This is a genomic window from Nonomuraea sp. NPDC047897 (genome assembly GCF_043204415.1).
In the GTDB taxonomy this organism is placed as follows: domain Bacteria; phylum Actinomycetota; class Actinomycetes; order Streptosporangiales; family Streptosporangiaceae; genus Nonomuraea.
Genome location: NZ_JBIDCC010000012.1, coordinates 38486 through 60963, shown reverse-complemented (window position 1 = coordinate 60963; position 22478 = coordinate 38486). Strand labels below are relative to the sequence as shown.

General features: G+C 71.3%; 23 protein-coding genes, 1 tRNA gene and 1 pseudogene. 10 read left to right on the top strand and 15 right to left on the bottom strand.

The window, feature by feature from the left end; translation table 11 throughout:
• Positions 1 to 48: 48 nt before the first annotated feature.
• The 9 genes from ACGF0J_RS26085 to ACGF0J_RS26045 form a co-directional block, all read right to left on the bottom strand.
• Positions 49 to 1473 (bottom strand): acyl-CoA carboxylase subunit beta, encoded by a 1425-nt coding sequence (locus ACGF0J_RS26085; RefSeq protein ID WP_393149612.1) that lies wholly within the window; start codon positions 1471 to 1473, stop codon positions 49 to 51.
• Positions 1470 to 2705 carry a beta-ketoacyl-ACP synthase II gene (gene fabF, locus ACGF0J_RS26080; protein WP_393149611.1) on the bottom strand — a complete coding sequence of 412 codons (1236 nt, stop codon included), beginning with the start codon at positions 2703 to 2705 and terminating at the stop codon, positions 1470 to 1472. Before fabF ends, ACGF0J_RS26085 begins: the two co-directional genes overlap by 4 nt.
• 63 nt (positions 2706 to 2768) lie before the next feature.
• On the bottom strand, positions 2769 to 3008 hold the full coding sequence (locus ACGF0J_RS26075; protein WP_101788494.1) for an acyl carrier protein: 240 nt from the start codon (positions 3006 to 3008) through the stop codon (positions 2769 to 2771).
• 83 nt (positions 3009 to 3091) lie between these two features.
• The gene (locus ACGF0J_RS26070) at positions 3092 to 4048 is read right to left on the bottom strand and encodes a beta-ketoacyl-ACP synthase III (protein WP_393149610.1); all 957 of its coding nucleotides are present in this window, start codon (positions 4046 to 4048) and stop codon (positions 3092 to 3094) included.
• A complete protein-coding gene (locus ACGF0J_RS26065; protein ID WP_393149609.1) occupies positions 4045 to 4941 on the bottom strand; it encodes an ACP S-malonyltransferase in 897 nt (298 codons plus the stop codon). The genes ACGF0J_RS26070 and ACGF0J_RS26065 overlap by 4 nt, the downstream gene beginning before the upstream one ends.
• Before the next feature lie 103 nt (positions 4942 to 5044).
• On the bottom strand, positions 5045 to 6169 hold the full coding sequence (locus ACGF0J_RS26060) for a PucR family transcriptional regulator (protein ID WP_393149960.1): 1125 nt from the start codon (positions 6167 to 6169) through the stop codon (positions 5045 to 5047).
• A gap of 339 nt (positions 6170 to 6508) precedes the next feature.
• Positions 6509 to 6940: a DUF350 domain-containing protein gene (locus ACGF0J_RS26055; protein WP_393149608.1), complete on the bottom strand. Its 432-nt coding sequence runs from the start codon at positions 6938 to 6940 to the stop codon at positions 6509 to 6511.
• Complete coding sequence (locus ACGF0J_RS26050) at positions 6937 to 8085, bottom strand: glutathionylspermidine synthase family protein (protein WP_393149607.1); 1149 nt, start codon at positions 8083 to 8085, stop codon at positions 6937 to 6939. Before ACGF0J_RS26050 ends, ACGF0J_RS26055 begins: the two co-directional genes overlap by 4 nt.
• Positions 8086 to 8088: 3 nt before the next feature.
• Complete coding sequence (locus ACGF0J_RS26045) at positions 8089 to 8490, bottom strand: hypothetical protein (RefSeq protein WP_393149606.1); 402 nt, start codon at positions 8488 to 8490, stop codon at positions 8089 to 8091.
• A gap of 96 nt (positions 8491 to 8586) precedes the next feature.
• On the opposite strand from ACGF0J_RS26045, the gene ACGF0J_RS26040 reads away from it, so the two are divergent.
• The 3 genes from ACGF0J_RS26040 (at position 8587) to ACGF0J_RS26030 (ending at position 10944) form a co-directional block, all read left to right on the top strand.
• A complete protein-coding gene (locus tag ACGF0J_RS26040) occupies positions 8587 to 9612 on the top strand; it encodes a PHP domain-containing protein (RefSeq protein ID WP_393149605.1) in 1026 nt (341 codons plus the stop codon).
• A gap of 160 nt (positions 9613 to 9772) precedes the next feature.
• Entirely contained in the window at positions 9773 to 10492 is a 720-nt protein-coding gene (locus ACGF0J_RS26035) for a helix-turn-helix transcriptional regulator (protein WP_393149604.1), read from the top strand.
• A 92-nt stretch (positions 10493 to 10584) separates the two neighbouring features.
• Complete coding sequence (locus ACGF0J_RS26030) at positions 10585 to 10944, top strand: VOC family protein (RefSeq protein ID WP_393149603.1); 360 nt, start codon at positions 10585 to 10587, stop codon at positions 10942 to 10944.
• A gap of 188 nt (positions 10945 to 11132) precedes the next feature.
• Here the strand turns inward: ACGF0J_RS26030 and ACGF0J_RS26025 are convergent, their stop codons facing one another.
• The 3 genes from ACGF0J_RS26025 to aceE all read right to left on the bottom strand — a co-directional run bounded on the left by ACGF0J_RS26025 (position 11133) and on the right by aceE (position 16584).
• Positions 11133 to 11933: a maleylpyruvate isomerase family mycothiol-dependent enzyme gene (locus tag ACGF0J_RS26025; RefSeq protein WP_393149602.1), complete on the bottom strand. Its 801-nt coding sequence runs from the start codon at positions 11931 to 11933 to the stop codon at positions 11133 to 11135.
• Between the two features lie 251 nt (positions 11934 to 12184).
• Positions 12185 to 13681 (bottom strand): alpha/beta hydrolase, encoded by a 1497-nt coding sequence (locus tag ACGF0J_RS26020; protein WP_393149601.1) that lies wholly within the window; start codon positions 13679 to 13681, stop codon positions 12185 to 12187.
• A 155-nt stretch (positions 13682 to 13836) separates the two neighbouring features.
• Positions 13837 to 16584, bottom strand: coding sequence for a pyruvate dehydrogenase (acetyl-transferring), homodimeric type (gene aceE, locus ACGF0J_RS26015; RefSeq protein WP_393149600.1), 2748 nt, complete (start codon positions 16582 to 16584; stop codon positions 13837 to 13839).
• A gap of 569 nt (positions 16585 to 17153) precedes the next feature.
• On the opposite strand from aceE, the gene ACGF0J_RS26010 reads away from it, so the two are divergent.
• The 7 genes from ACGF0J_RS26010 (at position 17154) to ACGF0J_RS25980 (ending at position 20216) form a co-directional block, all read left to right on the top strand.
• Positions 17154 to 17336: a DUF1918 domain-containing protein gene (locus tag ACGF0J_RS26010; protein WP_101788506.1), complete on the top strand. Its 183-nt coding sequence runs from the start codon at positions 17154 to 17156 to the stop codon at positions 17334 to 17336.
• Positions 17337 to 17345: 9 nt separating this feature from the next.
• Positions 17346 to 17753, top strand: a complete 408-nt coding sequence (locus ACGF0J_RS26005; protein ID WP_393149599.1) for a secondary thiamine-phosphate synthase enzyme YjbQ — start codon at positions 17346 to 17348, stop codon at positions 17751 to 17753.
• A gap of 116 nt (positions 17754 to 17869) precedes the next feature.
• Positions 17870 to 18298: a DUF3052 domain-containing protein gene (locus tag ACGF0J_RS26000; RefSeq protein WP_185087024.1), complete on the top strand. Its 429-nt coding sequence runs from the start codon at positions 17870 to 17872 to the stop codon at positions 18296 to 18298.
• 41 nt (positions 18299 to 18339) lie between these two features.
• Positions 18340 to 18795 (top strand): peroxiredoxin, encoded by a 456-nt coding sequence (locus ACGF0J_RS25995; protein ID WP_393149598.1) that lies wholly within the window; start codon positions 18340 to 18342, stop codon positions 18793 to 18795.
• 95 nt (positions 18796 to 18890) lie between these two features.
• On the top strand, positions 18891 to 19130 hold the full coding sequence (locus ACGF0J_RS25990; protein WP_393149597.1) for a hypothetical protein: 240 nt from the start codon (positions 18891 to 18893) through the stop codon (positions 19128 to 19130).
• A 46-nt stretch (positions 19131 to 19176) separates the two neighbouring features.
• A complete protein-coding gene (locus ACGF0J_RS25985; RefSeq protein ID WP_393149596.1) occupies positions 19177 to 20127 on the top strand; it encodes an ROK family protein in 951 nt (316 codons plus the stop codon).
• A gap of 17 nt (positions 20128 to 20144) precedes the next feature.
• Positions 20145 to 20216: transfer RNA gene (locus tag ACGF0J_RS25980), tRNA-Val, on the top strand.
• A gap of 59 nt (positions 20217 to 20275) precedes the next feature.
• Here ACGF0J_RS25980 and xerC read toward each other — a convergent pair.
• The 3 genes and pseudogenes from xerC to ACGF0J_RS25965 all read right to left on the bottom strand — a co-directional run.
• Complete coding sequence (xerC, locus tag ACGF0J_RS25975) at positions 20276 to 21460, bottom strand: tyrosine recombinase XerC (RefSeq protein WP_393149595.1); 1185 nt, start codon at positions 21458 to 21460, stop codon at positions 20276 to 20278.
• Positions 21457 to 21657, bottom strand: a complete 201-nt coding sequence (locus ACGF0J_RS25970; protein ID WP_345387630.1) for a helix-turn-helix domain-containing protein — start codon at positions 21655 to 21657, stop codon at positions 21457 to 21459. Before ACGF0J_RS25970 ends, xerC begins: the two co-directional genes overlap by 4 nt.
• Positions 21654 to 22448 (bottom strand): annotated as a pseudogene (locus ACGF0J_RS25965) (replication initiator); the annotation flags it as partial. The gene ACGF0J_RS25970 and the pseudogene ACGF0J_RS25965, both read right to left, overlap by 4 nt.
• Positions 22449 to 22478: the final 30 nt, after the last annotated feature.

Genomic DNA, 22478 nt, shown 5'->3' with positions numbered 1-22478 from the left:
CATCGGTGCGGGGCCGCTCGCGTGTCAGCGGGTCCTACAGAGCGGGTCCTACAGGGGGATGTTGCCGTGCGCGCCCCTGGCCGGGGTCGCCTGGGCGAGCACCTTGGCGATCGCGCCGCGTGTCTCCTCGGGCTTGATGACCTCGTCGATCACGCCGATCTCCCGCGCCCGGGCCAGGCCGCCGGCGAGCTTCTCGTGCTCCCGCGCCAGACGCTGCTCCAGCTCGGCCCGCTCCTCCTCGGAGGCCGCAGCCAGTTCGCGCCGCTTGAGGATGCGTACCGCGGCCACCGAGCCCATGACCGCGACCTCCGTCGTCGGCCAGGCGAACACCTTGGTCGCGCCGAGCGCGCGGGAGTTCATCGCGACGTACGCCCCGCCGTACGCCTTGCGGGTGACCAGCGTGACTCGCGGGACCGACGCCTCGGCGAACGCGTGCAGCAGCTTGGCTCCGCGCCGGACCACGCCGTCGTGCTCCTGGCCGACGCCCGGCAGGTAGCCCGGCACGTCCACGAGGACCACCAGCGGCACTCCGAACGCGTCGCACATGCGCACGAACCGGGCGGCCTTCTCGGCGGACGTGGCGTCGAGGCAGCCGCCGAGCCGCAGCGGGTTGTTGGCGACCACGCCGACGGTCCGGCCGCCGAGACGGCCGAGGGTGGTGACGACGTTGCGCGCCCACTGGGGGTGCAGTTCGACGCCGGGCTCGTCGAGCAGGCCGTTGACCAGCGGCTTGACGTCGTAGGCGCGGCGTGCCGACTCGGGCAGCAGGCTGGAGAAGTCGACCTCCGCCACGTCGGAGACGCGCACCCGGCCCTGGTGGCCGAGGAGCACGGCGAGCTGCCGCGCCTTGACCAGCGCGTCGGCCTCGGTCGCGGTGACGACGTGCACGACGCCGCTGCGCTTGCTGTGCGGCTCGGGGCCGCCCAGGGCGGCGCTGTCGACGTCCTCGCCGGTGACGCTGCGCACCACGTCGGGCCCGGTGACGAAGATCCGGCCGGCGTCGGCCAGGATCACCAGGTCGGTGAGCGCCGGGCCGTAGGCGGCGCCGCCGGCGGCGGCGCCGACGACCACGGAGATCTGCGGGACGACGCCGGACGCCTTGGTCATGGCGGCGAAGACCCGGCCGACGGCGTGCAGCGACTCGACGCCTTCGGCGAGTCGCGCACCGCCGGAGTGCCAGATCCCGATGACCGGCACCCGTTCGCGGACGGCCACGTCGTAGGCGTGCACGATGTGCTCGCAGCCCTCGCTGCCCATCGCGCCGCCCTGGAAGCGGGCGTCACTGCAGAACGCGACGACAGGGACACCCTCGACGCGGCCCGTGGCGGCGAGCACGCCGCTCTTGTCCTGAGGAGTGATCAGCCGCAGCGAGCCCTCGTCGAGCAGCGCGGTCAGCCGGACGACCGGATCGCGGGGATCGGCGGGCTCCGCGACGGAGCCCCGCGTCACGCCCCTGTTGTCGAGCACGGTCATGAAGCTCCAGTGAAGACGACGGCCACGTTGTGCCCGCCGAATCCGAAGGAGTTGTTGACCGCGGCGATGTCGCCGGCGGGCAGCGGGCGGTTGGCGCCGTGGACCAGGTCCACCTCGATGCCGTCGTCGGGGCTGTCGAGGTTGATGGTGGCCGGCACGATCCGGTCGTGCAGCGCCTTGACCGTGAAGACGGACTCGATGCCGCCCGCGCCGCCCAGCAGGTGGCCGGTCATCGACTTGGTCGAGGTGACGAGCGGGTGGGTGCCGATGGCCTTGGCGACCGCCTGCGCCTCGATGACGTCGCCGGCGGGCGTCGAGGTGGCGTGCGCGTTGACGTGCTTGACGTCGAGGCCGGTGACGCCGGCGTCGGTGAGCGCCTGCGTCATCGCCATGATGACGCCGCGGCCCTCCGGCTCCGGCTGGGTGATGTGGTGGGAGTCGGCGGAGTAGCCGACCCCGGCTGCGTAGGCGTAGACGCGGGCGCCCCGCGCCCTGGCGTGCTCCTCGGACTCCAGCACGACGATGCCGGCGCCCTCGCCGAGCACGAACCCGTCGCGGTCGCGGTCCCACGGCCTCGACGCCCCGGCCGGGTCGTCGTTGCGGGTGGACATGGCGCGGGCGGCGGCGAAGGCCGCCACGTTGAGCCCGTGGATAGCGGCCTCGGTGCCGCCCGCCACGACCACGTCGGCGCGGCCCGCCCTGATCATGTCCATCGCGTAGCCGATGGCCTCCGCGCCGGAGGCGCAGGCGGACACCGTCGCGTGCACGCCGGCCTGGGCGCCGCGGTCGAGGCCGATCCAGGCCGCGGGGCCGTTGGGCATGAGCATCGGCACGGTGAACGGCGACAGGCGGTTCCAGCCGCGTTCCTTGTAGATGTCGTAGGCCGACAGCGTGGTGTTGATGCCGCCGATGCCGCTGGACACCACGACGCCGAGCCGTTCGGGCGCCACCTCGGGGGCGCCCGCGTCCTGCCAGGCCTCGCGGGCCGCGACCATCGCGAGCTGCTCACTGCGGTCGAGGCGGCGCGCCTCCGGCCGGGGGAGCACCTCGGCCGGGTCGACCGCGGCCGTCCCCGCGAACTTCACGGGGACGGTGTCGACCCAGTCCTCGGTGATCGTCTTGATGCCCGACTGACCGGCGAGGAGCGCCGACCAGGTCGAGGTGACGTCTCCACCGACGGGCGTCGTCGCGCCGAGCCCGGTGACGACGACACGTACCCGGTTCGCACTCACGTTTTCGCGCTCCTTGTCGATCTGAGGGTCGTTGGGCGGGCCGGCCCGTTGAGGGCCGGGCCGCTAGTTCTTGATGAAGTTGAGGACGTCCTGGACCGTCTTCAGGTTCTTCAGCTGGTCGTCGGGAATCTCGACGCCGAACTCGTCCTGGGCGGCCACGGCGATCTCGACCATGGACAGCGAGTCGATGTCGAGGTCGTCCACGAAGCTCTTGTCCGGGGTCACCTCGCCGGCCGGGATGCCGGTGATCTCGTTGATGATCTTGCCGAGGCCCGCGAGGATCTCCTGCTCGGTGGCAGCCATGTCGTTGGTTCTCCTTTGTTTTCCTGGTTCGGTACGGCTCACGCCGTACGAGCTGACGGGTGCGGCGTGAGCCGTACCGGATCCTACGGAATCTCGATCACTTGGCCCGCGTAGGTCAGGCCGGCGCCGAAGCCCAGGGCGAGCACGAGGTCGCCCGAGCGGACCTCGCCGCGCTCCAGCATGCGCGACAGCGCGAGCGGGATGGACGCGGCGGAGGTGTTGCCGGCGGTGACGATGTCACGCGCGATCACGGCGTTGTCGGCGCCGAGCTTGCGCGCGATGGCTTCGATGATGCGCAGGTTGGCCTGGTGGGGCACGAACGCGGCGAGCTGCGAGGGGTCTACCCCGGCACGCTCACAGGCCTCCCTGGCCACCGGGTGCAGCGCGGTGGTGGCCCAGCGGAAGACGGTCTGGCCCTCCTGGTGCAGGAAGCTGTCGCGGTCGTTGATGATGATCGCGTCGGACCTGTCGCCGGCGCTGCCCCATACGACCGGGCCGATCCCGGGCGTGTCGGACGCGGTGACCACGGCGGCGCCCGCGCCGTCGGCGAAGATCACGGCGGTCGCGCGGTCGGTCCAGTCGATCCACTGCGAGAGCTTCTCGGACCCGATGACGAGCACGTTGCGCGCGGCGCCGCCGCGGACGGCGGCGCTGGCGGTGGCGAGCGCGTAGCAGAACCCGGCGCAGGCGGCGTTCACGTCGAACGCGCCGGGGGACTGGATGCCGAGGCGGTGCGCGACGACGGCGGCGGCGTTGGGGATCTGGCTCTCCAGCGTGCAGGTGGCCACGATCACCAGGTCGATGTCGGCGGACGACAGCCCGCTCGCGGCCAGCGCCTTGCCGCCGGCCTGCACGGCCATGTCCTCGACCGACTCGCCCTCCGGGGCGATGCGGCGCTCCTTGATGCCGACCCGGGACTGGATCCACTCGTCGTTGGTGTCCATGGTCCGGGCCAGGTCGTCGTTGGTGACGATGGTGGCCGGCTGGTAGTGGCCGAAGGCCAGCACCTTCGCGCCGGAAGCGACGTCGGGAATCCTCACTTGGTCAGCTCCCTGGCAGCGTCGAGGTCGTCGGGGGTCTTCAGCGCGACGGTGGCCACGCCCCGCAGCCCGCGCTTGGCCAGGCCGGTGAGGGTGCCGCCGGGCAGCAGCTCGATGATCGCGGTCACGCCCAGCTCGGCCATGGCGGTCATGCACAGATCCCATCGGACGGGGCTGCTGACCTGCCCGACCAGCCGCTCGACGAGGTCGGCGCCGCCCGTCACGGCCCGGCCGTCGGCGTTGGACAGCAGCGTGACCGAGGGGTCGGCGGGTGCGACGGCGGCGGCCGCCTCGCGCAGGTGGGCGACGGCCGGCGCCATGTGGGCGGTGTGGAAGGCGCCGGCGACGGACAGCGGGATGAGCCGGGCGCGCGCCGGGGCGTCGTCCTTGAACGCGGCGAGCTGTTCGAGAGTGCCGCCGGCGACGATCTGGCCGGCGCCGTTGATGTTGGCGGGGGTCAGGCCGTGCCGCTCGACGGCGGCCAGCACGTCGGCCTCGACGCCGCCCAGCACCGCGGTCATGCCGGTCTCGGTGACGGCGGCGGCCTTGGCCATGGCCTGGGCGCGCTCGCGCACCAGGGCCAGCGCCTGCTCGGCGGTCAGCGCCCCGGACAGCGCGGCGGCGGCGAACTCGCCCACGCTGTGCCCGGCAAGCACGCCGGGCGTGACGCCGAGTGCCTCGGCCGAGGCGAGCGCGGCGGCCACCAGCAACGGCTGGGCCACGGCGGTGTCGCGGATCTCGTCGGCGCCCGCGGTGGTGCCGTAGGCGATCAGGTCGAGGCCGGTGACCTCGGACCAACCGGCGAGCCGGTCGGCGAAACCGGGCACCTCAAGCCAGGGCGTCAGGAAACCTGGGGTCTGAGCGCCTTGGCCCGGCGCGACGATTGCAAGCACGAAATCAACCCTGCCCTGTAGAACCCCGACACGCGGCTAAGGAAGCGTACGAACTTTGTCCAAGGTCTTTTGTAGGTTCTCCACAGTGAGCGTTTCGGGCGGATTACGTTAGGGCCCGCCACGTCGCCGCGGACTCGGCGAGCCGGCCCAGAATGAGCCCCACCTGCAGGGTGAACGCGGAGCGGCCCTCGGTCGGCTGGTAGCCGGTCAGCTCGGTGATCTTCTTCAGACGGTAGCGGACCGTGTTCGGATGGACGAACAGCAGCCGCGCCGTGGCCTCCAGCGAGGTGCCCTGCTCCAGGTAGGTCGCCAGCGTGTCGAGCAGCGGCGTGCCGGCCAGCGGCAGGTAGACGTTCTCGACGAGCTGCTCCCTGGCGTCCTCGTCGCCGTCCAGCGCCCGCTCGGCCAGCAGGTCGTCGGCGTGCACCGGGCGCGGCGCGTCCGGCCAGCCCGCCGACGCCTTCAGCCCGGCCAGGGCGGCCCTGGCGGAGCGGGCGGCGGCGTGCAGGTCGGGCACCTCGGGGCCGATGACGATCGGGCCGGCCCCGAAGCGGGCCACGACCTGCCTGGCGGCGTGCTGGACGCTGTCGGCGCCGCCCACGATCACGATGAGCCGGTCGGCCTGCACCCCGGCGAGCAGGTCCATGCCGATGCGGCGGCCCTTCTCGCGCAGCCCGTCGATCACCGCGCGCGGGTCGTCGTCGGGGGCGTGGCCGGCGATCACGACCACGGGGGCGGAGGTCCAGCCGAGCGCCGCGGCCCACGAGTGGAGGCCGTCGTCCACCTCGCCCCGCACCAGCGCGTCCACGATGAGGGCCTCCAGCCGGGAGTCCCAGGAACCGCGCGCCTCGGCCTCGCGCGCGTAGACCTGCGCGGCGGCGAAGGCCACGTCGCGGGTGTAGCGCAGCATGGCCTGCTGGAGCTGGTCCTCGCCGCCCGGCGCGGCCAGTTCGTCGGTCTGCGCCTCGACCACCTCGACCACGATCCGGACGATGTCCACGGTCTGCTGGAGCGAGATGGAACGCTTGAGCTCGCGCGGCGCCGTGCCGAAGAACTCGATGCTGGGCGTCGGCCGATCCTCGCCCGCGTGCTGGAACCACTCGACGAACGCCGCGATGCCCGCCTGGGCCACCAGGCCCACCCACGAGCGGTCCTCGGCGCTGAGCGCGCGGAACCACGGAAGCTGCTCGTCCATGCGGGCCATCGCCGCCGTGCCGAGCGAGCCCATGGCCCGCTCCAGCCTGCGTGTGGTGTCCTCCCGGGTCCGGTCTGTCACGCCTCTAGCCTGCCAGGTCCCGCCGGTGACTCGGCCCGCAGGGCGCGGTGAGGCCGCGCCGTGTCCCCGAGCCGTGTCCCCGAGCCGTGTCCCCGAGCCGTGTCCCCGAGCCGTGTCCCCGAGCCGTGTCCCCGAGCCGTGTCCCCGAGCCGTGTCCCCGTGTCCCGAGCCGCCGCGGAGACGGGAAGGGCACGGGGCGCGGGACACGGGGGCGTGGTCGGGCGGCGGTCGGACGAGGGCGGTCGGACGAGGGCGGCCGGATGAGGGCGGCCGGATGAGGGTCGACGGGGGTCAGATGACGGCGACGGCGGTGATCAGGCCGATCGCCAGGTGGGTGACGCCGAGCAGCCGCGCGCCCGGCTGCAGCTCCGGCTCCTTGACCAGCTCGCGCACCGAGATGCCGACCACCTTGTCGAAGGCGAGCATGGCCACCGTCTGCACGACGATGCCGACCAGGCCGAACACCGCGGTGCCCGCCAGGCCCTCGGCGAGCCGGCCGCCCGACGACCAGATGGACGCCGCCACGATGAGCCCCACGGCGGCCAGCGCCGAGGTGGCCAGCAGCGTCGCGTTGGGGTTGCGCTCGGTGCGGATGATCGCGCTGAGCTTGCCCGGCGTGGCCAGGTCGATCACGTAGAAGCCGACGATCATCAAGATCACGCCGACGGCGGCGTACGCGGCGATGGCACCCGAGCCGCGCAGAAGGGTTTCCAGCAGGGTCATGGTCGCTCGATTCGGTGAGGTACGAAGGAGGAGGTGTCGTCGGTGATGAGTCCGGAGGTCTCTCTGATGCCCAGCCCGGCCGGCTCGTCGGCGACCACCCAGGCGCCGAGCACGGGACGCTGGCCGTCGAAGTCGGGCAGCGCGTCGAAGGCCTGGTGGACGTACCCCTCCTCGCCGTAGCCGCCGGGCGTCTCCTGGCCGCCGTCCGGGGTGACGATCCGCATCGAGGCGCCCTCCCGGCCGAGCAGTGGCTTGGAGATGTACGAGGTCAGCTCGCGGGGCCCGTCGAGGTAGGCGGGCAGCAGGCTCGGATGCCCCGGATGCAGCTCCCACAGGACCGCCAGCAGCGCCTTGTTGGACAGCAGCGCCTTCCACAGCGGCTCGATCCAGGTCGCGTGCCGCACGGCGTGCCGCCCGAACTGGTCGGCCAGCATCCACTCCCACGGGTAGAGCTTGAACACCGAGCGGATCATCCGCTCCTCCACGTCGACGAAGCGACGGTTGAGCGAGTCCCAGCCGATGTCCTCCATGGCGAGGGCGACCGTGTGCAGGCCCGCCTGGTCGGCGGTCTCCTGCAGGTAGGCCAGGGTCATCGCCTCCTCGCCCGTCTCGTCCATGTTGGTCCAGGCGAAGTGGGTGGGGCCGGGCGGCAGCGTCATCGCCGACCAGCGGTCGATGAGCCGTTCGTGGACGGAGTTCCACTGGTCGTCGTCGGGGTGGGTGTCCTTCAGCCAGAACCACTGGATCACCGACGACTCCAGCAGCGAGGTCGGCGTGTCGGCGTTGTACTCCAGCAGCTTGGCCGGGCCCGTGCCGTCGTAGCGCAGGTCGAAGCGCCCGTACAGATGGGGGTCGCGGCGCTCCCACGACCGCGCGACGTCGTCGGCCGCCCACTCCGGGATGGCGAACTCGGCGAAGCGGCCGGTCTCGACGACGTGGTCGGCGGCGCGCAGGCACATCTCGTGCAGCTCCTCGACCTGCGCCTCCAGCGCCTCCACCTCGTCCATGGAGAACACGTAATGGACGGACTCGTCCCAGTAGGGGCGGCTCAGCCCCTCGGGGTGGGCGGCCCGATGGTAGGCCAGCCCCTGACTCTCGATGATCTTGTCCCAGCCGGGCCGGGGCGTCCCGCGCTCGCGTCGCACGCGTCAGCTCCCGCTGCTCGACTTGCTGCCGAAGCCGCCGCGCTGGATGGACTTGCCGCTGCGGGAGTTGATCTCCACGTCGGAGGGGCGGAGGGTGGTGCCCCTGCTCACCCGGTTGCCGACCCGGTTGCCGCCGTAGTACCAGCGGTAGGCGCCGTGCGAGCCGCGGTAGTAGGTGGCGTGGCCCCGGTCGTCGTCGCAGTAGTCGTCGTCCACGACCTCGTAGCTGCCGTCGGGCAGCCGCATCTCCATGTTGACGCAGTCGGCCTCGACCTCGTCATCCTGCACGGCCGAGCAGAACCCGACCACCATGAGGGACACCACGCCGATGACCGACAGCGTGATGACCTTGGACGACTTGCCCGGCGGCTTCTGCTGCCGGCCGGAGGGTTTGGGGTGCGCCATCAAGCTCCTGCTCTCATTGGCCGAACAGCATATCGGCGACGTTCGTGTCGCATCAATCTGCAAAAGGGACGAACGTCCAGGGGGTAGGAGTTCCCCATGACACCGGTCGAGGCGCTGCGTGAGATCGCCTTCCTGCTGGAGCGCGCGGGAGAGCCGACGTACCGGGTGCGCGCCTTCCGCCGCGCCTCCGCCGTGGCCGCCGGTCTGCCGCCCGGCGAGCTCGAACGGCTGGCCGGATCCGGCGCGCTGCCCGGGCTGCCGGGCATCGGCAAGGTCACCGCCCTGGTGATCACCGAGGCGCTCGCCGGGCAGGTGCCCACCTATCTGCGGCGGCTGCGCGACACCGCGGGCGCCGACCTGGACGAGGAGGCGGCCGCGCTGCGCACGGCGCTGCGCGGCGACCTGCACAGCCACTCCGACTGGTCCGACGGCGGCTCGCCGATCGACGAGATGGCCGAGACCGCGCGGGCGCTCGGCCACGAGTACTGGGCGCTGACCGACCACTCGCCGCGCCTGACCGTCGCCCGTGGACTTCCGCCCGACCGGCTGCGCCGCCAGCTCGACGAGGTGGCGCGGCTCAACGAGCGGTTCGCGCCGTTCCGGATCCTGACCGGCATCGAGGTCGACATCCACCCCGACGGCACGCTCGACCAGGAACCGGCGTTGCTGCGGCGGCTCGACGTCGTCGTGGCGAGCGTCCACTCCAAGCTGCGCATGGAGCGCGAGGAGATGACCCGCCGCATGGTGACGGCGGTCGCCGACCCCGCCGTGGACGTGCTCGGCCACTGCACCGGGCGCGTCGTACGCGGCGACGGCAGGCGGGGCGGGCGGCGGCCCGAGTCGGAGTTCGACGCCGAGCTGGTCTTCGAGGCGTGCCGCCGCTTCGGCGTGGCCGTCGAGGTCAACTCCCGGCCCGACCGGCTCGACCCGCCCAAGCGGCTGTTGCGGCTGGCGTACGAGATGGGGTGCCATGTCGCGATCGACTCCGACGCGCACGCGCCGGGGCAGCTCGACTGGCAGCGGTTCGGCTGCGAACGGGCGGCGCTGTGCGGGATCCCGGCCGATCGCGTCGTCAACACCTGGCCCCTCGCCGATGTCCTCGCCTGGACCGCGCGCCGTTGACGGCCAGGGGAGGCGGCCAGGGGAGGCGGCCCGGGGAGGCGGGCGGAGCGCGTGGGGCCGGCGCCCGGGAGTGAGAAGGGGGTGGCGTGGTGGTGACGGGCGGATGGCCAGGGCGGTGGCGGACACGCGATTGTCGGTGGCCGCGCGTAGCGTCCGGGTTGTGAATCGTACCGACCGGCTGTACGCGCTCGTCGAGGACCTGCGAGCGATCTCCCCACGCTGCCGTTCAGCACGCGAGCTCGCCGAGCGGTTCGAGGTGAGCGTCCGCACCATCGAGCGTGACATCGCCGCGCTGCAGGAGTCGGGGGTGCCGATCTACGCCGAGCCGGGGCGCAGGGGCGGCTACGCCCTCGACAAGAGGATGTCGCTCCCTCCGCTCAACTTCACGCCGGCCGAGGCCGTGGCGATCGCCGTGGCGCTCAGCCGGGCGGGTGACCAGCCGTTCGGCCGGCAGGCGCGCAGCGCGTTACGCAAGGTGGTGGCGGCGATGCCGGGCCGGGAGGGCGAGCTGGCCAGGGAGCTGGCACGCAGGGTCCAGATGATCGCCGAGCCGGGCGGCGCCGAGCGGCCGCTGGGCGCCGAGGGCGTCCAGCGCGCGATAGAGGAGGCGCTCCTGCGCCGCCGGGTGCTCAGGCTCGACTACGCCGACGCCAAGGGCGCTCTGACCTCGCGGGAGGTGGAGCCGGGGGTGTTCCTGGGCGGGCGGGGCGGCTTCTGGTATCTCGTGGCCTGGTGCCGGCTGCGCGGCGACGTGCGCGTCTTCCGGCTCGACCGCATCGCCGGCGCGGTGGTCACCGACGAGCGCTGCCCCGACCGGCCCGTGGAGCGGTTCGCCACGGACGCCCCCGAGCTGATCGTCCAGGGAGCCGTGCTCGACTGAGCACACATGTTCTACAAGTCAAGAGGAAACACCGACATAGGGTTGTCGCCTCGCCGTTGGATCGTTGTCCTGTTCGAGGAAATGAGGAAACGATGAACAACGCGGTGACCTGGTTCGAGGTGGCGACGGCCGACCCGGGGAGCGCCGAGCGCTTCTACGGCGGGCTGTTCGGCTGGACCTTCGCCCCCGAGGGGGGCCCGCTGGACTACCGGCTGATCGCTCACCCCGGTGGCGACGGTCCGGTGGGCGGCCTGTTCAACACCCGGGGCGAGTTCCCCGACCACGCGGTCTTCCACGTGCTCGTGGCCGACGTCGAGGAGACCTGCCGCCAGACGGAGGAGCTCGGCGGCAAGGTCGTCATGAAGGTGGTCGACGACGGTGCCGGCACCGACTTCGCCTATCTGCGCGACCCGTCGGGCAGCCTCTTCGGGGTCTTCCACCGGAGGTCCTGACCGGGGCGGGGTCCGTGCCGGCGCCTTCCCCGCCGGTCGGGTCCCGTTCACACGGGTTCAGCGTTGAGCCCGTGCACCGGGCCGCGTCACGGCGGCCCTCCTGGACTCGCCGCCGACCGCCGAGCGGCGGCGCGTCCAGGATCCGGTGCTGATGCCCCGGGCCCGGGGCCGGACATGGGCCGGCGCCGTCAGAGGGCGGCTCGTTCCAGCCAGCGGTCCAGGAAGGCGCGGTCGCCGTGGACGGTGAGGGTGTCGGCGAAGCGCCTGCCGTACACCATCAGCAGCAGGTCCCCGGCCGGGCCGCGGACCGCGACGTCGGCCTTGGCGTGCCCGCGGGCGCAGGTGAGGGCCCCGTCGGGGCCCTGGGTGAGCGTCCACTCGCCCGCGGCCGGTGGCTCGCCCTCGACGGGGGACGCGTGGAGGTGAAGGGTGGCGCCCACGGCGTCCAGTTCCGCCAGGCGCCGGGTGACCCACCGGGCGTGCGGCAGGTTGGTGAGCAGTTCGTCGGTCGCGTCGAGCGCCACGGCCACGGGGACGTCCGGCTCGACGCCGAGGGCGAGCTCGGCGTCGACGCGGTGGACCAGCAGCTCGCAGGCCATCCGCCGCGCCCACCACGCGGCCGAGCGGCCGGAGCCCCACGTCCACACCGGCAGGTCCGGGTCGGTCGAGGAGAGCGTGGCCAGCAGGCTGCCGGCGCCCTCCGCGAGCCAGGCCGCGTCGCCGCTCCGGCCGTCGGCGAGCCCGCTGGGCACCTCGCGCGACGAGATCCGTTCCTGGAGCCGGTGTTCGAGGATGTGGGTCACCCAGCGGTGCGTGGTGCCGACATGGGTGACCAGGTCGGCGAGGGTCCAGCCGGGGCACGTGGTCACCGGCGTGCCGGGGTCGGCACCGGTGACCAGCTCGACGAGGCGGTCGGTCTCGCTGCGGACGCGGGCCAGGTGAGTCCTCACGCGGCCCGCGCCGTCGGTGGGCGTGCTGTCGGCGGTCACATGATCGACACTAGGTCACGCCGCTTCTCACGTCACGCCCCCTCGCATGTCACGCCCCCTCGCATGTCACGCCCCCTCGCATGTCACGCCCCCTCGCATGTCACGCCCCCTCGCATGTCACGCCCCCTCGCATGTCACGCCCCCTCGCATGTCACGTCCCCTCGCATGTCACGCCGGGCTGTGCGTAACGCTGGGCCGTGCGTCAGGTCGGCTGTCGCGGCATCGTCGTCTCCACGCCCGCCAGGGGCGGGTCAGGCCGCCGGGCAGCTCACGTTGCGGCCGGGCACCTTCCCGTTGAGCAGGTAGCCGTCCACGGCCCGCCGGATGCAGGGGCTGCCCGTGCCGTAGGCGCCGTGCCCCTCGCCCTCGTAGGTGACCAGGGTGGCGGTCTTGAGCTGCCTGGTCAGCCTGGGCGCCCACTGGTACGGCGTGGCGGGGTCGCCCTTGCCGCCGACGACCACGATGGGCGCGGAGCCGCTGGCGTCCACCTCCTTGGCCTCGTTGCTGCCGCGGGCCGGCCAGATGCTGCACAGGCCGCCCGAGCCCTCACTGCCGAACAGCGGCGAGATCCGCAGCGCCGCCTGCCAGGTGCCCTCCAGGTGCGCCTCGTCGGGCCGCTCGGCGGTGTCGACGCAGGTGATCGCCGGGAAGCTGGACATCTGCGTGGTGTAGGTGCCGTCGGGGTTACGACCGGTGTAGGCGTCGGCCAGGTACATCAGCGTCTCGCCCCGGCCCTTGATCGCCTGGCTGAGCGCCTTCTCCAGGAACGGCCAGGACAGCTCCGAGTAGAGCGCGGCGGCGACGCCGGTGGAGGCCAGGCCCTGGGTGAGCTGGCGGCCAGTGACCGGCAGCGGCTTCTTGACCAGCCGGTTCATCAGGCGGTCGACGTTGGCGTTGGCGGCCTGCGCGGTCTTGCCGATCTCGCAGCCCTCCTTGACGCACCAGCGCAGGAAGGTGCGGTAGGCGTCCTGGAAGCCGCGCGTCTGGGCCAGGGTGCGCTCGCGGAAGGTGACCGTGGGGTCGAGCGGGGCGTCGAGCACCATGCGGCCCACGTTCTTGGGGAACATGGTGGCGTACACGGCCCCGAGGTGCGTGCCGTACGACATGCCCAGGTAGTTGAGCTTCGCGTCGCCGAGCGCGGTGCGCAGCAGGTCCATGTCGCGGGCGGCGTTGACGGTGCCGACGTACGGCAGGACCCGGCCGGAGTCGCGCTGGCAGAGCCGGGCGAACTCGCGGTTGGCCGCCGTGCCGGCCGCGCGCGTGCGCCGGTTGGCGGGCAGCGTGTTGAGCGCCAACCAGCGGTCCATGTCGGCGCCGGTGCCGCAGCGCACGCCGGCGCTGCGTTCCACCCCGCGCGGGTCGAAGCTGACCAGGTCGTAACGGGTGCGCAGGGTGGCGAACGACTTGGCGGCCTGGTCCAGGGTGTCGACGCCCGAGCCTCCGGGGCCGCCGAAGTTGAACACCAGTGAGCCCAGCCGCTGGGCCGGGTCCGTGGCCGCGACCTTGATCAACGCGAGCTGGATCGTGCCGACTTCGGGGTTGGCGTAGTCGAGCGGCACGGCCAGCTTCGCGCAGCGGACGTTCGGGTCTTGCTGGACGGGTGGCTGGCCGTCAGGCCGTCTGATGTCCGTGCACGGGCCCCAGGAGATGGGTGGGACGGTGCCCTTGGGATCGGTGTCGGGCTTCGCCGTGCCGGCGCAGGCCATGGCGGACACGCTCAGCGTGACAACGGCAAGGACATGACGCATGAAACTTCCCCCTAGACGTTTCCGGGGGAAGTAGTGCCCACAATACGTGAGACCGCGCCAAGAGGGGTGGGACGGCACGTACTGCGCCATGGTTCTTTACGCGGAAGGGGCGCCCTCCGCGAGCCTCGCGGAGGGCGCCCCTGGCGCGGGTGCGGTCAGACGCCCATCGACTGGGTGTCGTTGCTCTCGGCGCCACCGGCCTCGGTCACGCCGTTCTTGAGGTGGTAGCGGGCGATCGCCTCGCGCAGCACCTCGCCGTTGAGCTCGCCCCGCTTGACCAGGCTGGTCAGCACGGCCAGCGTGATCGACGCGGCGTCGACGTGGAAGTGGCGGCGCAGCGCCGATCGGGTGTCGGACAGGCCGAACCCGTCGGTGCCCAGCGACGACCAGTCACCCGGGACCCACTGGGCGATCTGGTCCTGGACGGCCTTCATGTAGTCGCTGACGCCCACGAACGGTCCCTGCGCCTGCGAGAGCGCCTGGGTGACGAACGGGACGCGCTTGTCGGCGTCGGGGTTGAGCAGATTGTGCTCCTCGCACGCCAGCGCGTCGCGCCGCAGCTCCGTCCAGGAGGTCGCCGACCACAGCGTGGCCGACACGCCCCAGTCCTCGGCCAGCATCCGCTGGGCCTCCACCGCCCACGGCCCGGCCACGCCGGAGGAGAGGATGTTGGCCTTCGGGCCCTGCGTCGCGGGGCCGTCGGCGAACTTGTACAGGCCCTTGAGCAGGCTCTGCACGTCGAGGTCGGCCGGCTGCGGCGGCTGCTGGTAGGGCTCGTTGTAGACGGTCAGGTAGTAGAAGACATCCTCGGGCTGGTCGCCGTACATCCGGCGCAGGCCGTCCCTGACGATGTGCGCGATCTCGAACGCCCACGACGGGTCGTAGGAGATGGCCGCCGGGTTGGTCGAGGCGATGAGCGGCGTGTGGCCGTCCTCGTGCTGCAGGCCCTCGCCGTTGAGCGTGGTGCGGCCGGCGGTGGCGCCCAGCAGGAAGCCGCGGCCCATCTGGTCGCCCATCTGCCACATCGAGTCGCCGGTGCGCTGCCAGCCGAACATCGAGTAGAAGATGTAGATCGGGATCATGTGCTCGCCGTGCGTGGCGTAGGCCGTGCCCGCCGCGATGGCCGAGGCCATCGAACCCGACTCGCTGATGCCCTCGTGCAGGATCTGACCTTCGGTCGACTCCTTGTACGACAGCAGCAGCTCCCTGTCGACGGCCTCGTACGTCTGGCCGTGCGGGGAGTAGATCTTGGCCGTGGGGAACATCGCGTCGAGGCCGAAGGTCCGCGCCTCGTCGGGGATGATCGGCACGAACCGGTGGCCGATCTCCTTGTCGCGCATGAGGTCCTTCAGCAGGCGTACGAACGCCATCGTGGTGGCGACCTGCTGCTTGCCCGAGCCCTTGCCGAACTGGTCGTAGACGGAGTCGGCGGGCAGCTTGACCGGCTTGGCGCGCACGACGCGTTTGGGGAGCACGCCGCCCAGCGCCGCGCGGCGCTCCTTCATGTACTCGATCTCGGGGTCGTTCTCGCCCGGGTGGTAGTAGGGGGGCAGGTCACCTTCGAGGGCGGAGTCGGGGATCGGCAGGTAGAGCCGGTCGCGGAACTCCTTCAGCTCGGCCTTGGTGAGCTTCTTCATCTGGTGCGTGGCGTTGCGCGCCTCGAAGTCCTTGCCGAGGGTCCAGCCCTTGATGGTCTGGGCGAGGATGACCGTCGGCTGGCCGACGTGCTCGCGGGCGGCCTTGAACGCCGCGTAGACCTTGTGGTAGTCGTGCCCGCCGCGCGACAGCTTGCGGATGTCGTCGTCGCTGAGGTGCTCGACCATCTTGCGCAGGCGCGGGTCGCCGCCGAAGAAGTTGTCGCGGATGTAGCCGCCCGACTCGACCGAGTAGGTCTGGAACTGGCCGTCGGGCGTGGTGTTCATCTGGTTGACCAGGACACCGTCGACGTCGGCCGCCAGCAGCGGGTCCCAGTCGCGGCCCCAGACGACCTTGATGACGTTCCAGCCGGCGCCCCGGAAGTAGGACTCCAGCTCCTGGATGATCTTGCCGTTGCCGCGGACCGGGCCGTCGAGCCGCTGCAGGTTGCAGTTGATGACGAACGTGAGATTGTCGAGCTCCTCGCGGGCGGCCAGGCCGATCGCGCCGAGGGACTCGGGCTCGTCCATCTCGCCGTCGCCGAGGAACGCCCAGACGTGGCTGCGGCTGGTGTCCTTGACCTGGCGGTTGAGCAGGTAGCGGTTGAACCGCGCCTGGTAGATCGCGCCGATCGGGCCGAGGCCCATGGAGACGGTCGGGAACTCCCAGAAGTCGGGCATCAGCCGCGGGTGCGGGTAGGAGGGCAGGCCGTGGAAGCCGTGCGACAGCTCCTGCCGGAACGCGTCGAGCTGCGCCTCGTTGAGGCGGCCCTCGAGGAAGGCGCGCGCGTAGATGCCGGGGGCGGCGTGGCCCTGGAAGAAGACCTGGTCACCTGACTCGCCGTGGTCCTTGCCGCGGAAGAAGTGGTTGAAGCCCACCTCGTAGAGCGACGCGGCGGAGGCGTAGGTGGCGATGTGGCCGCCGACGTTGGTCCGGGCGTTCGCCCGCGTCACCATGATCGCGGCGTTCCAGCGGATGTAGGCGCGGATGCGCCGCTCGACGTGCTCGTCGCCCGGGAACCACGGCTCCCGCTCCGGCGGGATCGTGTTGATGTAGTCGGTGCTGCGCAGGCCCGGCACGCCGACCTGGTGCTCGCGGGCCCGCTCCAGCATGCGCAGCATGAGGTAGCGGGCTCTGGTGCGGCCTTCGGTCTTGACGACGTTGTCGAGAGACTCGAGCCACTCGTTGGTCTCGCTGGGATCGACATCAGGCAGTTGGCTGGGTAGGCCGTCGCTGATGATCGAGAATCGCTGGCGTCCGGAAGCCACTGGGTCTCGCCTTCCGAGGATGACTGATGTCTGGTCTGGGTCGCCTTCCATCCTGGTCGCTTGCCGTAGAAAGTGCATCTCTACTGGCCGGTAACCAGGACGTCCCCGCTGGCAGGGCGGCTATCGGTGGCCTAGACCACCGGTGGTAGGACGAATCCGAGGCCAAGGTTACATTGGGCCGTCAATTTAACAAGTCCGGAAAACCTTGGAAATTTCGCCCTCATGTCTGGAGTATCCCCCGAAGGAGAAGGGGCGTCACCAGCGGGGGAGCGAGGGCGTCGCGCGAGTCTAGCCGCACGCCCCGCCGCGGCCTCCCGCCGGGGCGTCCTCCCGCAGGCCGAAGCCTCTTTCCCGGTCGGGTCCGCCACCGATCCCGTGCCGGGCGGGACATGCCGCAACCGGCGCCGCGGCACCCGTACGACACGGTCCGCGCGGCCGGGCCGGCGGGATCGGCGCCGCCCGGGCGTGTCGGCCCGAAGCGTAACGGTTGGGTCAGGATTCCCCCTCTCTCTGAGGAGGTGCCCGGGCGGCCTCTTCTCGCCCGGCCCGGCGCGTACGAATCTGGAGGTATGAATGCGACGGTAGGCGACCGGCTCCTCGTCCACGGCAACACCGTGGGCGAACGGGACCGGAGCGGGGTCATCCTCGAGGTGCAGGGCCCCAACGGCGGCCCGCCCTACATCGTGCGGTTCGACGACGGCCACACCGGGCTGGTCTTTCCCGGTCCGGACGCCGTCGTCGTGCCTCAGTAGAATTCTCGTGTGAGATCCCAGATCTTTTCCGTGGCCACGGGTTCACGCGAGACGGTGCACGACATCACCGCGGAGTGCGCCGCGTTCGCGCGTGAGCAGGGGCAGGACGGGCTGCTGCACGTCTTCGTCCCCCACGCGACCGCCGGTGTGGTCCTCATGGAGCTGGGATCGGGCAGCGACGACGACCTGCTCGCCGCGCTGCGCGACCTGCTGCCCGCCGACGACCGGTGGCGGCACGCCCACGGCTCCCGCGGCCACGGCCGCTCGCACGTCATGCCCGCGATGATCCCGCCCTACGCCACCGTCCCCGTGTTAGGCGGTCGGCTCGCGCTGGGCACCTGGCAGTCGATCGCGCTCGTCGACCTGAATGTCGACAACGCGCAACGCCAGGTTCGCCTGTCATTTCTGGCCGATTGACATCGACGGACCACGGCCGTACCCGTGGCGACCGTTGACGACCGAGGGTCACAGCGTGTGGACTGTCCCGAAGCGATAACCGCACAAGCGGGGCCACTCAAGCAGGAGGGATAAACGTGAGCGCGACCGCGGGTCAGGCGCAGGGCGAGCGCGGCCTGGCCGAACGACTCGGCCTCAAGCCGGGTCAGGTGGTGCAGGAGATCGGTTGGGACGAGGACGTCGACGACGAGCTTCGCGACTCCATCGAGGACCTGACCGGCAACGAGCTGTTGGACGAGGAGACCGACGACGTCGTCGACGTGGTGCTGCTCTGGTGGCGTGACGGCGACGGAGACCTCTTCGACGTCCTGAGCGACGCCATGCGTGCACTCGCCGACGGCGGCCAGATCTGGTTGCTCACTCCCAAGGCCGGACGCGAAGGCCATGTGGAGCCGAGCGACATCGGGGAGGATGCCACGACCGCGGGTCTCTCGCAGACCAGCAGCATCTCCGCGGCCCCTGACTGGTCGGGGACCAGGCTCGTGACGCCCAAGGGCCGGCGTTAGGGAGCCCGAGCGACGACCGTAGGGCAGGATGTACGTCCGTGATGACGCATCCGGTCGCGGTGGGCGCCCAGGCTCCGGACTTCGAGCTTCAGGACCAGCACGGCACTCCGATGAGGCTGTCAGGCCTTCGGGGCAGGAAGGTCGTGCTGGTCTTCTATCCGCTTGCCTTCAGCGGGGTGTGCCAGAGCGAGCTGGCGGCGCTGCGTTCCGCCGGCTTCACCTCCGACGTGCAGGTGCTGGCCGTGTCCGTCGACTCGGTGTTCGCCCAGCGGGCGTGGGCGGATCGCGAGGGCTACACGTTCCCGCTGCTCTCCGATTTCTGGCCACACGGACAGGTCGCGCGGGCGTACGGTGTCTTCGATGAGGCGAAGGGCCACGCTCGCCGGGGCACCTTCGTCATCGACGGCGAGGGTGTGGTCCGCTGGTCGGTGGTCAGTCCGATCGGGCAGGCGCGCGACGTCGCCGCCTACATCGAGGCACTCGCCGACATCGCCTAGACGGATCGCCTAGACGGAGGGACACCATGCCCTGCTACCGCTGCGGGGCCCGGCAGACGGACCCCGTCCGTGGCGCCAGCCCGTGGAAGCGAGGCGTGCGCCAGGAATCCCAGGTGCTCATCTGCCCGGACTGCCAGGGCGGGCACGACCTCGACCTCGACGCCTGCGGCACGTGCGGCTCCACGGCGCTGATCTGCCGGCTCGGCGAGGTCGAGTGCCGCTCCTGCGGCGCGGTGCGGGCGGCGCGGGCGCGCGAGTTCGCCTGCTCGGCGCCGCCGCCCGGGCTGTCGGCCGAGGTCGAGGCCGCGCTCGACCGGGTGCTCGGGCGCAGCTGACCCGGGCTTTCCGGACATGTACTGACCTGCGCTATCGTCTCGTACCGTGTCCGTACCTAGTTCGTTCGTCGTGGCGCTCGACGTCGGTGGCACGTCCATGAAGGGCGGCCTGGTCAGCGACGCCGGCGCGGTGCTGCTGAGCGAGCGACGGCCCACCCCGCGCGAGCAGGGCCCCGAAGCCGTCGTCACCGCCATCCGCGACTTCATCGGCCACCTGGCCGCCTCCGGCGACGGCCGCCCTGCCGGCGTCGGCCTGGCCGTTCCCGGCCTGGTGTCGGCGGACACCGCGCTCTACGCCGCCAACCTCGGCTGGACGAACGTCCCCGCGACCGACTTCACCCCGCTCGACGTCCCCGTCATGCTGGGCCACGACGTCCGCACCGGTGGCCTCGCCGAGAGCGTCCTCGGCGCCGGGCGAGGCGTGCCCGACTTCCTCTTCCTGCCCATCGGCACGGGCATCGCCGGCGCGATGATCGTCCGCGGCGAGCCGTACGGCGGCGCCTCCGGCTGGGGCGGCGAGATCGGCCACATCCCGGTCTTCCCCGACGGCGAGCAGTGCGCGTGCGGCCAGTTCGGCTGCCTGGAGACGTACGCCTCCGCCGCCTCCGTCGGCCGGCGCTACAGCCTCCGCTCCGGCCAGGAAGGCATACGGGCCGAGCAGGTGGTCGCCTCCGACGACCCGATGGCCATCGAGGTGTGGGACGAAGCGGTCGAGGCCCTGTCGCTGGCGCTGGCCACGTACACGCTGCTGCTCGACCCCTCCATGATCGTGCTGGGTGGCGGGCTGGCCGAGGCCGGCCCCGCCCTCCTCGACCCCGTCCGCACCCGCCTCGTCAAACGCCTCGCCTTCCGCGACGCCCCACCCCTGCACCCGTCCGCCCTCGGAGTCGACGCCGGCATGCTCGGCGCGGCCCTCCTCGGCTGGCGCGCCGCAGGCCGCCCGGACCTGGGCCCGGGGTGGACGGTGGATGTGCGGTCGGAGCCGTTGGTGTCGTAAGGTGTAGTGCCGATCAGGGGCGGTTAGCTCAGCGGTAGAGCACTCGCCTTACAAGCGAGGGGTCACTGGTTCGAACCCAGTACCGCCCACCTGCGAAAACATTGGATCTCTGATCTTGAAAACGGCGTCCGAGTGACTAAGTGAGTGACTAACTCCCGAAGATCTTGTCCATCGCCGCAGCTCCCTGCATGATCACGGGCCGGATCTGGTGCCGGTAGACCGTCTCCGTGACCACCGTGTTGGAGTGGCCCACCAGGCGCGAGATGTCCTCGATGGGGACGCCGGAGTCTGACAGTACGGACACGAAGCTGTGCCGTAGCTCACGAGGTGACCACTCCCGTCCGGTGAGCCCTGCCGCCTCGACGACCTTCCGGAAGTCGCGTCGTACGTTGTGGGCCGTGACCGGCGTTCCTGTCCGTGTGCAGAACACAAGGTCTGTGTCCTGCCATCGGTCTCCCGCTTTCTCCCGCGCGACGTCCTGGGCTTCCTTGAGGAGGCGCAACGCGTCCACGCAGCGCTGGGGCAGCTTGAGTGACCGGCGGGACTTCACGGTCTTGGTGTCGCCCTTCTGCCGGACGGACCGCCAGACGTAGACCGCGAAGTCACTGTGCTCCCAGCCCGCCTGAGCCACCGGCAGCCAGGCGGCACGACTCTCGTCGTACGCCACGACGTGCGACCAGAGCAGCGCCCGCAGCTCCTCCGTGCGAGCGCCGATCAGCAGGGACAAGACGATGTAGGCCCGCATGCGCTCGCCGCTCTTCTCCGCCTGCGTGAGGACGGCGAGAGCTTGGGCCAGCGTCAGAGCCTTGGACGGACGACCGGCGCGCCCCTCCGGGATGTCGCAGAGATCCACGACGTTCCTCTTCACCTTGTCACGGCGCATGGCGCTCTTGACCGACCGGTTGAGGATGCCGTGGATCAACTTCAGCGACCGGGTGCCCAACTCGCCGGTCTTGCCAGCGAGCCACTTGTCGACATCCTCCACTGAGAGATCGCGTAGCTTGCGAGCACCCAGGGCAGGGATGACATGTTTGTCGGCGTAGGTGTTGTACATCTTCACCGTGGCCCCCGACCTCGCGCCGAGGCCGTGTTCCAGCCAGTAGCGCACCGCGTCAGTCACGGTGTAGTTGGTCGGCGCGATGGCCAGACCGTCCTCGTAGTCGCGGATGATCTCTTTGAGCTTGGCCTTGGCTTCGGTCTTGGTCTTGCCGCTGGCCTTCTTGACGATGCGCTTGCCGGCCGGGGTGTAGCCGACCGTCACCGAGGCGATCCAGCGTTGCCGCTTCTCGTCCCAGTGCAGGCCACCGTCGCCCCGGCTGCGTCGTTCGGTCATGAAGCCTCCTGTTCGAGTAGAGCGATGTAGTCCTCAATGGCTGAGGCGGGGATGAGGCGCGTACGCCCCTGGGTGACGGAGCGGAGCCGTCCCGAGCGGATGAGTTCGTAGATCACGCTGCGGCTGAGGCTGAGCAGGTGCATGGCCTCGCAGACGCGGTAGAGCCGCCGATCATGGGCGGGTAGGGGTGGGGTCATCCATCCGCCTGCTCTGCCGCGATCTGGCGGGCGGTCTGGACACGCTGGCGGATGTGTTCGGCCATGATCGCTTCGCCTGGGGTGTAGCCGATTCCGGCGAAGCGCCAGTGGCCGAGGACGAGTGTGGTGGCGTCGTCGAGGGCTGGCAGGCCGTAGCGCTCGCGGGCCTCGGCGGCGCGGTGTGCTGCGCGGGCGTTGCGCAGGTCGGTGAGCTTGAGCGAGTAGGCGCGGCTCTTGCTGGAGAAGCGGCCGCGAAAGCCCAGCATGTGTGCCCAGGGGCGGAGCCGTAGTGCCCTGAACTCTGGGCGCGCGCCGAGGTCCCAGCAGGTACGGATCATGCGTCGTGCGTGGTCGGTGACAGGGAGAGCATCGAGGACCAAGCCGGGTTTGAGACCGCTGCCGTGGCACTGCCCGCAGGCGGTCATCAGGCTTAGCCGCCCGCGTCCGGCACAGGACCGGCAGGACAGGCGGTGGTCGATGGTGCCGGAGGCTTCAGCGCCCTTGGTGGCGTACTTGGCGATATAAGAGGCGACGGCTCGTTCGCTGAGCCCGTCGGCATCGGGATTGAGCAGGATGGGACGGATGTCGAGCTGGTCACCCCAGGTGAGGATCCACCTGCCGAGATCACTCGGCGGTGTGGTGATGCTGACCTGGCGGACGGCGGGCGGGATGGCCTGAGTGAGCAGGCGGTGGTCTGCCCAGTCGGGTGGCGGCTCGGTCGGCCCGGTGGGTCCGTCGAGGCGGATGACGGCGTGGTAGTGGATCAGGCCGCGCCGCTGGTACTCGGCGACCTTGGCGTGCTCGGCGAAGCCAACAGGGGC